An 11,864-nucleotide genomic window follows, 5' to 3' on the forward strand; every position below is an offset into this window, starting at 1 on the left:
CTCACATCCGGAAGACGCCGAAGCCGCCGCGGGCGCCCTCGACGGGGGCGTTGTGGACGGCCGACAGGCACAGGCCGAGGACGGTACGGGTGTCGCGCGGGTCGATGACGCCGTCGTCGTACAGCCGCCCGGACAGGAACATCGGCAGGGACTCCGACTCGATCTGCGCCTCCACGAAGGCGCGCATCCCGGCGTCGGCCTCGTGGTCGTACGGCTGCCCCTTCGCGGCGGCGGACTGCCGGGCCACGATGGAGAGCACCCCGGCGAGCTGGGCCGGGCCCATGACGGCGGATTTGGCGCTGGGCCAGGCGAAGAGGAAGCGGGGCTCGTAGGCGCGGCCGCACATGCCGTAGTGGCCGGCTCCGTAGCTGGCGCCGATGAGGACGGAGAGGTGGGGGACGCGGGAGTTGGAGACCGCGTTGATCATCATCGAGCCGTGCTTGATGATGCCGCCCTGCTCGTACTCCTTGCCGACCATGTAGCCGGTGGTGTTGTGGAGGAAGAGGAGCGGGATGTCGCGCTGGTTGGCGAGCTGGATGAACTGGGCGGCCTTCTGCGACTCGGCGCTGAACAGCACGCCTTGGGCGTTGGCGAGGATGCCGACCGGGTAGCCGTGGAGGGAGGCCCAGCCGGTGACCAGGCTGGTGCCGTAGAGGGGCTTGAACTCGTCGAAGTCGGAGCCGTCGACGATGCGGGCGATGACCTCGCGGGGGTCGAAGGGGGTCTTGAGGTCGGCGGGGACGATCCCGAGGAGTTCCTCCGGGTCGCACTTCGGCTCCTCGGCGGGCTGCGGATCGGGCTGCGGCTTGCGGTGGTTCAGGCGCGCGACGACGCGGCGGGCCTGGCGGATCGCGTCGTGCTCGTCGAGGGCGTAGTAGTCGGCGAGTCCCGAGGTGCGGGCGTGCATGTCGGCTCCGCCGAGGGACTCGTCGTCGCTCTCCTCGCCGGTGGCCATCTTGACGAGCGGCGGACCGCCGAGGAAGACCTTGGAGCGGTCCTTGATCATGATGGTGTGGTCGGACATCCCCGGGATGTACGCGCCCCCGGCGGTGGAGTTGCCGAAGACGACGGCGACGGTGGGGATGCCGGCGGCCGAGAGCCGGGTCAGGTCGCGGAAGATCGCTCCGCCCGGGATGAAGATCTCTTTCTGGGAGGGGAGATCGGCGCCGCCGGACTCGACGAGGCTGATGCAGGGCAGGTGGTTCTGCCGGGCGATCTCGTTGGCCCGCAGGGCCTTCTTGAGGGTCCAGGGGTTGGAGGCGCCGCCGCGGACGGTGGGGTCGTTGGCGGTGACCAGGCACTCGACGCCCTCGACCGTGCCGATGCCGGTGACCATGGAGGCGCCGACGGGGTAGTCGCTGCCCCAGGCGGCGAGCGGGGACAGCTCCAGGAACGGGGTGTCCGGGTCGAGGAGCAGCTCGATGCGCTCGCGGGCGAGGAGCTTGCCGCGGTCCTTGTGGCGGGCCGTGTACTTCTCGCCGCCGCCGAGGAGGGCCTTGGCGTGCTCGGCGTCCAGTTCGGCGAGGCGGGCGGTGGCGGCCGCGTGGTGGGCGAGGTAGTCGGGGGCCTGGGGGTCGACGGTGGTGGTGAGGCGGGTCATGGGGCGGTCCCCTCCGGGGTGAGCGGGAGGTGGGTCGGTGGGAGGTCGGTCGGCAGGAGGTGGGTCGGCAGGAGGTGGGCGGGAATGTCGACGTGCCGGGCGCGCAGCCACTCGCCGAGGGCCTTGGCCTGGGGGTCGAAGCGGTGGGCCGAGGCGACGCCGGCGCCGAGGATTCCGGCGATGGTGAAGTTGAGCGCGCGGAGGTTGGGGAGTGCGTGCCGGGTGACGCGGAGACCGGCGGTCTCGGGGAGGAGGGCCTGAAGGGTCTCGACGGTGAGGGTGGCGTGGAGCCACTCCCAGGCCTCGTCGGATTCCACCCACACCCCGATGTTGGCGTCGCCGCCCTTGTCGCCGCTGCGCGCGCCGACCAGCGTGCCGAGGGGGACCCGGCGGGTGGCCCGCCCTGCCGGTGCCTCCGGCGGTGCGGTGCGCGTGAGCGCGGCCTCCGCCCCGAGGTCCCCGTCCCGGGCCTCCGCCCCGGACCCTGCCGGGGCCCCGCCCCCGAGCCCCCGCGCATCGGACGCCGGCGGGGCCGACGGGACCGGGGGGACCGGTTGGCGGGTGCCGTTGGGGAGGACCGCCACATGGGGGACCGCCGTCGACGGGATGGCCGAGGAGGTGAAGACCCCGTACGGCTGGGCCGGGCCCGGCGGGGACGTCACGTGGAAGCCCGGATAGCTGGCCAGGGCCAGTTCGATGGCCTCCGAGGTGAGGGTGCGGCCCACCCGGTCCGGCGACGGGTCGCGGACCACCAGGCGCAGCAGGGCGCTCGCCGTCTCCTGCGTCCCGGCGTCCTCGTGGTCCGTGCGGGCCAGCGTCCAGTCCGCCGTGGCCACTTGGGAGAGGGCGTCCGCCAACTGCGCCTGGACCAGCGCCGCCTTCTCCTCGATGTCCAGGCCCGTCAGGACGAAGACCACCTCGTTGCGCCAGCCGCCGATGCGGGTCACCCCCACCTTGAGGGTGGGCGGCGGGGGCTCCCCCACCACGCCCGTGATCGCCACCCGGTCGGCGCCGAGGTCCGAGAGCCGGACCGTGTCCAGACGGGCCGTGACGTCCGGGCCGAGGTAGCGGGGGCCCTGGGTCTCGTAGAGGAGTTGGGCCGTCACCGTGCCCGCCGAGACGACCCCGCCCGTGCCCGGGTGCTTCGTGATCACCGAAGAGCCGTCCTCCGCGATCTCCGCCAGCGGGAACCCGGGACGGCGGACGTCGTGCGCCGTGAAGAAGGCGTAGTTGCCTCCGGTGGCCTGGGTCCCGCACTCCAGGACGTGCCCTGCGACCACCGCCCCCGCCAGCCGGTCGTGGTCGTCCGGCGCCCAGTCGAACCACCAGGCCGCCGACCCGCTGACCAGGGCCGCGTCGGTGACCCGGCCGGTGACGACCACGTCCGCGCCCGCCCGCAGGCAGGCCGTGATGCCGGCGCCGCCCAGGTAGGCGTTCGCGGTCAGCGCGCCCTCCGCGAACGGCATCAGGTCGTCGCCCTCGACATGGGCGACCGACACCGCCACCCCGGTCTTGGCGGCGAGCAGGCGGATCGCGTCGGCCAGTCCCGCCGGGTTCAGGCCGCCCGCGTTGGCGACGATCCGTACGCCCCGCTCGCGCGCGAGGCCCAGGCCCTCCTCCAGCTGCCGCAGGAAGGTCTTGGCGTAGCCGAGGTCCGGGGTCTTCAGCCGGTCGCGGCCCAGGATCAGCATGGTCAGCTCGGCGAGGTAGTCGCCGGTCAGCACGTCCAGCGGCCCGCCGGTCAGCATCTCCTCGAAGGCGCTGAACCGGTCCCCGTAGAACCCCGAGGCGTTGCCGATGCGCAGGGGCCGCCGGGGGCCCGAGCCCGCGCCGCGGCCGCCGCTCATCGGGCCGCTCCCGGTGCGCGGCCGGGGCCCGCCGGGCCCGCGAAGGCCTGGGCGATGTCCAGCCAGCGGTCGGCATCGGGGCCGGTCGCGGTCAGGGCCAGGTCGGCTCGGTGGGCCCGCTGGGTCACCAGCAGGCAGAAGTCGAGCGCGGGGCCGGTGATCCGGTCCGCCGCGCCCTGCGGCCCGTAGGTCCAGGGCTCCCCGCCGTCCGACGGTACGAGTTCCACCCTGAACTCCCCGGCGGGCGCGGGCAGTCCCCGTACCGCGAAGGCGTAGTCGCGGGCCCGTACGCCGATCCGCGCCACGTGCCGCAGCCGCGCGGTCGGGATCCGGCGTACGCCGAGGGTGTCGGCGACGTCCTGGCCGTGCGCCCAGGTCTCCATGAGGCGGGCGCTGGCCATGGAGGCGGCCTTCATCGGCGGTCCGTACCAGGGGAAGCGGGCGTCGGGCGAGGCGGCGGCGAGCGCCTCGTCGAGGGCGGTGCGCCCGGCCCGCCAGCGGGCCAGCAGCTCGGCGGGCGGCAGCGCGGCGCCCTCCGCCGCGCCCTCGTCCACGAAGGATTCGGGGGCCTTGACCGCCTCCTCGACCAGGGCGGCGAAGCCCTCGGGGTCGGTGAGGGAGACCAGTGCGGCCCGGTCGGTCCAGTGCAGGTGGGCGATCTGGTGGGCGACGGTCCAGCCGGGTGCGGGGGTGGGCTCGGCCCAGCCGGCGCCGGGCAGGTCCCGTACCAGGGTTTCGAGCGCGAGGCCTTCCTCGCGCAGATCGGCGAAGACGGCGACAGCTGACGGATCGAGCACGGCGGGCTCCCCTTTCGGCGTGAGGGGAAGACTGGCAGCCGCGCGCAAAACAATCAAGCATGCTTGCATGATTTGGCCCGCGAGCGTCCCCTTCGCGCCACCGCCGCCAACCGGCGCGGAGCGAAGGCGATTTGACGTTCGACGCCGGCCCGGCGCTGGTCGGCGGGTACGACCGCCGCGGGCCCGCAGGGGGCGATTCAGGCCGTATGCCGGAAAGCGGCGGAACCCGGCCGATGTCGCCTCGATACTGAACGCTTCGTCCCCCGCGAAGTCCCCCCGCGCCGAAGGCACTCGCGAAGCAGGCACTCGAAGCAGGATTCGAAGAAGTCACTCGCCGAACGTCACTCGACGAAGAGGATGAACCGACGTGATCTCAGCCGCTTTCTCGCTCTATCCCGAACTCGACGCGACCACCCTCACCGCATTCGTCGCCGCCCTGGAGACCGGCGACGTCACCGGCCTCGCCCCCGCCCGCGCCGCAGAGGTCGCCGACGCCCGCTCCGTCGCCGTCTTCAGCCGGGTCAAGGTCGCCGGCTCCGACGGGGACCTGCTCGACGCCGCGCTGTGGCGGCACAACGGGGTCCAGCCGCGGCCGGTGATCGTGATGCCGTCGCCGTGGACGAACCACGGCTGGCTCCCCTACGCCGTCCAGGCCGCCGTCTTCGCGGCCCGCGGCTACAACGTCCTCGCCTACAGCACCCGCGGTTTCGCCGGCTCCGAGGGGCAGGTCGACGTGGCCGGCCCGCTCGACGTCGCCGACGGCAGCCGGGCCCTGGACCACCTCATCGAGCGCACCGCCGGCCCGGTCACGAAGATCGGCTTCCTGGGGGACTCGTACGGCTCCGGCATCGGCCAGCTCGTCGCCGCGCACGACACGCGCGTGGACGCGGTCGTCGCGCTCAGCACCTGGGGCGACCTCGGCGAGGCCTTCTACGAGAACCGGACCCGGCACGTCGCCGCCGTCGAGGCGCTGCTCAAGGCGGCCTCCAAGGCCCGGCTGAGCCCGCAGACCCAGAGCGTGTTCGAGAACGTCCTCGCGGGCCGCGACATCCAGGGCACCCTGCGCTGGGCGGAGCAGCGCTCTCCGTTCACCCACGTCAAGGAGCTCAACCGGCGCCAGGTTCCCGTCTACTTCTCGCACGCCTGGCACGAGACGCTCTTCCCGGGCAACCAGACGCTGAAGCTGTTCAACGAGCTCACCGGCCCCAAGCGCCTCGACCTCTCCATCGGCGACCACTCCGGACCCGAGATGACGGGCATGATCGGCCTGCCCAACCGGATCTGGACGAACGCCCACCGCTGGTTCGACCACCACCTGAGAGGGATCGACAACGGCATCGCCGACGAGGGCCAGGTGCTCAGCGAGGTCATGTGGGGCCAGACCCTGGAACCCCGCCCCACCTGGGAGTCCGTCACCGAACAGGTGCGCCGGCTGCACCTGGTGAGCGGCGGGGAGCTCACCGAGCGGCCCGAGGCCGGCTGGAGCGCGGGCGTGTTGTGCGGGGTGGACACCCCGGCGACCGTCGCCGACGCGATCGTGCGCTCCGGGTACGACGAGATCGCGGGCCGCCCGAAGGCGTACCGGACCGGCGACATCGACCGCACCGTCGCCGCGGTCTGGACGGCGGAGCCGGAGGCGGAGACCGCCCGGCTGCGCGGCACGCCGCGGCTGCGCGTCACGTACCGGTCCGCGAACCCCGACTCGTCGTTCGTCGCGTACCTGCTCGCGGTGGCGCCCGACGGTACGGCGCACATCGTCACGCACGCCCCGTACGCGAACCTCGACTCGGCGCCCGACAGTCTGGTCAGCGCCGACATCGAGCTCCAGGCGACGGCGTACGACGTCCCGCGCGGGCACCGGCTGATGCTGGTGATCGACGCCCGCGACCCCTTCTACGGGGACGCCAACCTGCCGCGCTCGACGCTGGCCTTCACCTCCCCGGAGGCCACGCCGTCCTACCTGGACCTGCCGCTGGGCTGAGCGCCGGGCGCGCGCGGCCTCAGGCTGGACGCGGTGTCGGCCCGGTACGGGCCGGGGACTTCCCGCTAGGAGCAGACGGGGCCCGGGGGTGCTGATGCCGTGCCGCGCAGGATGTCGCGGAGCAGGGTGAAGTCCACCCCTTCCGGGCGGCGGAAGCGCAGGCAGGCCTTGCCCATGTCGTGTCCGGCCAGGCGGTCCGCGAAGGCGTCCCGTACGTCCGTGCGCATCAGGTAGATCGAGATGTACTGCTTCTGGTTCGCCCAGGCGATCTCCGCCGCGTCCGCCCCGGCCCGTACGTACGCCGGCATGCCGTACGCCATGACCTCCTCGAAGCCCGTCAGCTCGGCCAGGCACAGCTCGCGCAGCCGCGTCAGCGCCGGGCGGCGGGTCTCCGGGGCCCCCTCGATGTACGCGCCGACCTCGTCCGCCGCCGGCATCAGGCGGCGGCCCGTCGGGTCTGGGAGCGGACCGCGCCCATGCTCGCCGCGATGACCAGCGCGATCGCCAGCGCGTCGATCGCCGACATCGCCTGGTTCAGGATCAAGAATCCGGCGGTGGCCGCGATCGCCGGTTCCAGGCTCATCAGGATCGCGAACGTCGGGGCGGGGAGGCGGCGCAGCGCCAGGAGCTCCAGGGTGTACGGGAGGACGGAGGACAGGACGGCGACACCGAGGCCCAGCGCCAGCGTGCTCGGCACCAGGAGCGCGGAGCCGGCCTCGATCACGCCCAGCGGGAGCGAGAGCACCGCCGCCACCGCCATGGCCAGGGCCAGCCCGTCCGCCTGCGGGAAGCGGCGGCCCGTGCGAGCGCTGAACACGATGTACGCCGCCCACATCGCGCCCGCTCCGAGCGCGAAGGCCGCGCCGAGGAGGTCGAGGCCGCCGAAGCCGCTGCCGCCGCCGTGGCCGGCGAGCAGGACGACACCGCCGAGGGCCAGGCCGGCCCACAGCAGGCTGACCAGACGGCGCGAGACGACGACCGACAGGACGAGGGGGCCGAGCACTTCGAGGGTGACGGCCGGGCCGAGCGGGATCCGGTCGATGGACTGGTAGAAGAGCCCGTTCATACCGGCCATGGCGACGCCGAAGGCGACGACCGTGCCCCAGTCGGCGCGCGAGTACCCGCGGACCTTCGGGCGGCACAGGAGCAGCAGCACCAGCGCGGCGGCCGCGAGGCGCAGCGTGACCACGCCCGCGGCGCCCGCGCCCGGCATGATCATGACGGCGAGGGCCGCGCCGAACTGCACCGAGATGCCCGCGGCGATGACCAGTGCGACGGGGCCGAAGCGGGAGGAGCCCAGACGGGACGAGCCGGCGGTCGTCGGGAGTGCCGGGGTCGCCGTGGGGTCGGCGGCCGTCGGGGCGGCGCGGTCGGACTTGGGCGAAGTTGCGGGCATTAATCCAGACTAAGGGGTGCGTAAGGGCCATGAGGCCGTGTGTTGGCTTACATGCCGTCCGCACGGCCCTCGACCAGGCCTTCCGCGAGCAGCTCGGCGAGGTGGCGGGCCCGGCTCCCGTCGGGGAGCCCGGCGAGCTGGGCGATCTGCGTACGGCACGAGAACCCGTCCGCCAGGATCGCGGCACCGGACGGGGCCGCGCGCAGGGCGGGGAGCAGCTGTTCCTCTGCGCAGGCCTCGGACACCTCCTGGTGGCCCGGCTCGAAGCCGAAGTTCCCGGCGAGGCCGCAGCAGCCGCCGCTGAGCTCGCCGCCGAGGCCGGCCCGCTCGCGGAGCCGGCGGTCGGCGGCGTCGCCGAGGACGGCGTGCTGGTGGCAGTGCGTCTGGCCGACGGCGGGGCGGTCCAGGCGGGGCGGCCGCCAGTGCGGCGCGTACTCCTCCAGGGTCTCGGCGAAGGTCCGCACGGCGCGGGCGAGGCGCTCCGCGCGGGGGTCGTCCGGGAGGAGGGCGGGGAGGTCGGTACGCAGGGCGGCGGCGCAGCTGGGTTCGAGGACCGTCACGGGTCCTCGTACGTCTCCCACGGCGTCGAGGGTGCGGCGCAGGACGGTACGGGCGCGGTCGAGGCGGCCGGTGGAGATGTGGGTGAGCCCGCAGCAGACCCCCTTCGGGGGGAGGGACACCGTGAGGCCTGCGTCCCGCAGGACCCGGACGGCCGCCCTGCCGGTCTGCGGGGACAGGTAATCGGTGAACGTGTCCGGCCAGAGCGTGACGCCGGCCGGGATCGGGCCCGGGTGCAGGGGCCCCGCCGGGGTCGGGCCCGGGTACAGGGGCCCCGGCGGGATCGCGGCCGCCCCGGCCGTGCGCCGCCACCAGCGGGTGAAGGGCTCGGCGGCCAGCGGCGGGAGGGCGCGGGACCGGGTCAGGCCCGGGATCGGGAGGTGGCGGGCGGCCGCGTTCGCGACGGGTGCCAGTCGCAGCGCGGCGATCAGGCGGAGCCACGTGGGCAGGCCGCCCAGGGTGTAGTGGGCCAGGGGGCGGATGCGGCCCGCCCAGTGGCGGTGCAGGAACTCCGCCTTGTACGACGCCATGTCCACGCCCACCGGGCAGTCGCTGCGACAGCCCTTGCAGGCCAGGCAGAGGTCGAGCGCCTCCGCGACCTCCCGCGAGCGCCAGCCGTCCGTCACGATCTCCCCGGCCAGCATCTCGTGCAGCAGCCTCGCCCGGCCGCGCGTGGAGTGCCGCTCCTCCCCCGTGACCCGGTAGGAGGGGCACATCACCTCCGGACCGGCCGCGGTGGTCGACCGGCATTTCGCCACGCCCACGCAGCGGGCCACCTCCCCCGCGAAGGGCGTCGCCGGCAGCACCGCGAAGCGGAGGTTCTCGTCCGCCCGGGCCGGGCGCACCAGCATCCCGGGGTTCATCCCGCCCGCCGGGTCCCACAGGTCCTTGTACGCGCCGAAGAGCCGGATGACCTCCGCCCCGTACATCCTCGGCAGGAACTCCGCCCGCGCCTGCCCGTCCCCGTGCTCCCCGGAGAGCGAGCCGCCGTGGGAGACCACCAGGTCCGCCAGGTCCGAGGAGAACTCCCGGAACCGGGCGATCCCCGCCCCCGACGCCAGGTCGAAGTCGATCCGTACGTGGACGCAGCCCTCGCCGAAGTGCCCGTACGGGGTCCCCCGCAGCCCGTGCTCGGCCAGCAGCGCCCGGAACTCCCGCAGGTACGCCCCCAGCCGGGCCGGCGGCACCGCGCAGTCCTCCCACCCGGGCCACGCCATCCCCCCGTCCGGCATCCGCGTGGCCGTGCCCGCCGCGTCCTCGCGGATCCGCCACAGCGCCCGCTGCCCCGCCGGGTCCGTGACCACGACCGAGTCCACCGCGTCGGCGGCCCGTACGAGCGAGCGCGCCGCCCCCTCGTCCCGCATCTCGACGAACAGCCACCCCCCGCCCCGGGGAAGTCCCGGAGCCTGAGCCGAGCCCACCAGGTCGGCCGCCATGCCCTCCACCGTCAGCGGCCCGAACGCCAGCAGCCCGGCCGCCGCGTCCGCCGCCGCGCTCTCGTCCGCGTACCCGAGGACCGCGAGCGCCGGCGCGCGCGGCGCCTCCACCAGGCGTACGACGGCCTCGGTCACCACCCCGAGCGTGCCCTCGCTCCCGCAGAAGGCCCGGGCCACCTCCACGCCCCGCTCGGGCAGCAGCGCGTCCAGCCCGCCGTATCCGGAGATCCGCCGCGAGAACCCGCCGGCCAGGCCCGTGCGCAGCACCGCCAGATTCCCCGACACCAGCTCCCGCAGCCCCGCCGGGGCTCCCGCCCAGCCCGTCCCGAGCCGGTACGCCGCGCCCCCGTACGCCGTGACCGCCAGCTCCGCCACGTTGTCCGCGGTGGTCCCCCAGGCCACCGAGTGGGCCCCGCAGGCGTTGTTGCCGATCATCCCGCCCAGCGTGCAGCGGGAGTGCGTGGAGGGGTCCGGGCCGAAGGTCAGCCCGTACGGGCGGGCCGCCTCGCGCAGCCGGTCGAGCACCAGCCCCGGCTGGACCACGGCGGTCCTGGCGGCCGGGTCCAGCGACAGCAGGGCGTTCATGTGCCGGGTCAGGTCCAGCACCACGCCGATGCCCGTGGCCTGTCCGGCGATCGAGGTCCCGCCGCCCCGCGGGACGACCGGTACGCCGGCCTCCGCGCAGATCCGCAGCGCGGTCGCCACGTCCTCGGCGTCGCGGGGCGCCACCACCCCCACCGGCACCCGCCGGTAGTTCGAGGCGTCCATCGTCGCGAGGGCGCGGGCCGCGGCCCCGAAGTCCACCTCCCCGCGCAGGTTCTCCCGCAATGTCCGTTCGAGTTCCCCGGTTGACGTCACGGCCCCACCCTGCCACCGGCCGGACTCGTCTCATCGGGTGGACGCGCCTCCGAGGCGTGGACCGGGACCGGATACGCTCCGCTCGTGGCCGAGATCCAGATTCCCGCTGACATCAAGCCCGCCGACGGACGCTTCGGCGCGGGCCCCTCCAAGGTGCGGACCGAGGCGCTGGACGCCCTCGCCGCCACCGGTACCTCCCTGCTCGGAACCTCCCACCGCCAGGCCCCGGTCAAGAACCTGGTCGGCTCGGTGCGGGACGGCATCCGGGACCTCTTCTCCCTCCCCGAGGGCTACGAGGTGATCCTGGGCAACGGCGGCTCCACCGCCTTCTGGGACATCGCGACCGCCGGGCTCATCGAGAACAAGTCCCAGCACCTCACGTTCGGCGAGTTCTCCTCCAAGTTCGCCAAGGCCGCGAAGCTCGCGCCGTGGCTGGCCGAGCCGACCGTGATCTCCTCCGAGCCGGGCACGCACCCCGAGCCGGCGGCCGAAGCGGGCGTCGACGTGTACGCGTACACGCACAACGAGACCTCGACGGGTGTGGCGGCGCCGGTCAAGCGCGTCGCGGGCGCCGACGCCGGTTCACTCGTCCTGGTGGATGCGACCTCGGGCGCCGGCGGTCTGCCGGTGGACATCACCGAGAGCGACGTCTACTACTTCGCCCCGCAGAAGTCCTTCGCCTCCGACGGCGGCCTGTGGCTGGCGGCGTTCTCCCCGGCGGCCCTGGAGCGCGCGGCGCGGATCCACGCGTCCGGGCGTCACATCCCCGAGTTCTTCTCGCTGCCGACGGCGATCGACAACTCGCTGAAGAACCAGACGTACAACACCCCGGCCCTGTCCACCCTCTTCCTGCTGGACCAGCAGCTGGAGTGGATGAACTCCCAGGGCGGCCTGGAGTTCACGACCGGCCGTACGGCGGCCAGCGCGCGCCACCTGTACGGCTGGGCCGAGGCGTCGAAGTACGCCACCCCGTTCGTGAAGGACGCCGACAAGCGCTCCGCCGTCATCGGCACGATCGACTTCTCGGACGACATCGACGCGGCCGCCGTCGCCAAGGTGCTGCGCGCCAACGGCATCGTGGACACCGAGCCGTACCGCAAGCTCGGCCGCAACCAGCTCCGTATCGCGATGTTCCCGGCGATCGACCCGGCGGACGTGCAGGCGCTGACCGCGTGCATCGACTACGTGATCGAGCAGCTCTGACCACGGCCTGAGCGGCACCGTTCGAGCCCCTGGCGACCGACTGTCGCCAGGGGCTCCGTCGTTGCGCGCCGGCGACAGCCCAGCCCCGGGACTTTGGTCCCAAAAATCGGGGCAAAGAGCCTGTAAACGGCGCCCCCTTGGTGGGTGCGCGGCCTGCGGCTTTATGTCGAAGGACCTTCGGCAGGTGC

8 protein-coding genes are annotated in these 11,864 nt (G+C 73.9%); 2 read left to right on the forward strand and 6 right to left on the reverse strand.

Annotation, left to right across the window (positions count from 1 at the left end; all coding sequences use genetic code 11):
- Window position 1 precedes the first annotated feature (1 nt).
- The 3 genes from IF02_RS0114310 to IF02_RS0114320 are packed head-to-tail and all read right to left on the reverse strand — an operon-like array spanning window position 2 to window position 4,244.
- Window positions 2–1,600 (reverse strand): acyl-CoA carboxylase subunit beta, encoded by a 1,599-nt coding sequence (locus IF02_RS0114310; protein WP_030156863.1) that lies wholly within the window; start codon window positions 1,598–1,600, stop codon window positions 2–4.
- Window positions 1,597–3,447 (reverse strand): acyclic terpene utilization AtuA family protein, encoded by a 1,851-nt coding sequence (locus IF02_RS0114315; RefSeq protein ID WP_078622090.1) that lies wholly within the window; start codon window positions 3,445–3,447, stop codon window positions 1,597–1,599. The genes IF02_RS0114310 and IF02_RS0114315 overlap by 4 nt, the downstream gene beginning before the upstream one ends.
- Window positions 3,444–4,244, reverse strand: a complete 801-nt coding sequence (locus tag IF02_RS0114320) for a TIGR03084 family metal-binding protein (protein ID WP_030156866.1) — start codon at window positions 4,242–4,244, stop codon at window positions 3,444–3,446. Before IF02_RS0114320 ends, IF02_RS0114315 begins: the two co-directional genes overlap by 4 nt.
- 367 nt (window positions 4,245–4,611) lie before the next feature.
- On the opposite strand from IF02_RS0114320, the gene IF02_RS0114325 reads away from it, so the two are divergent.
- Entirely contained in the window at window positions 4,612–6,225 is a 1,614-nt protein-coding gene (locus IF02_RS0114325) for a CocE/NonD family hydrolase (RefSeq protein ID WP_030156868.1), read from the forward strand.
- A gap of 65 nt (window positions 6,226–6,290) precedes the next feature.
- Here IF02_RS0114325 and IF02_RS0114330 read toward each other — a convergent pair whose 3' ends face one another.
- From IF02_RS0114330 to IF02_RS0114340, 3 genes are read right to left on the reverse strand one after another with little or no spacing between them, the layout of a single operon-like run.
- Window positions 6,291–6,662 (reverse strand): DUF1801 domain-containing protein, encoded by a 372-nt coding sequence (locus IF02_RS0114330; protein WP_030156870.1) that lies wholly within the window; start codon window positions 6,660–6,662, stop codon window positions 6,291–6,293.
- Entirely contained in the window at window positions 6,662–7,621 is a 960-nt protein-coding gene (locus IF02_RS0114335; RefSeq protein WP_030156872.1) for an EamA family transporter, read from the reverse strand. The genes IF02_RS0114330 and IF02_RS0114335 overlap by 1 nt, the downstream gene beginning before the upstream one ends.
- Before the next feature lie 47 nt (window positions 7,622–7,668).
- Window positions 7,669–10,473, reverse strand: coding sequence for an FAD-binding and (Fe-S)-binding domain-containing protein (locus IF02_RS0114340; RefSeq protein WP_030156873.1), 2,805 nt, complete (start codon window positions 10,471–10,473; stop codon window positions 7,669–7,671).
- An 84-nt stretch (window positions 10,474–10,557) separates the two neighbouring features.
- On the opposite strand from IF02_RS0114340, the gene serC reads away from it, so the two are divergent.
- Window positions 10,558–11,676 (forward strand): phosphoserine transaminase, encoded by a 1,119-nt coding sequence (gene serC / locus IF02_RS0114345; protein ID WP_030156875.1) that lies wholly within the window; start codon window positions 10,558–10,560, stop codon window positions 11,674–11,676.
- Window positions 11,677–11,864: the final 188 nt, after the last annotated feature.

The organism is Streptomyces sp. NRRL S-244 (genome assembly GCF_000717915.1).
GTDB lineage: Bacteria > Actinomycetota > Actinomycetes > Streptomycetales > Streptomycetaceae > Streptomyces.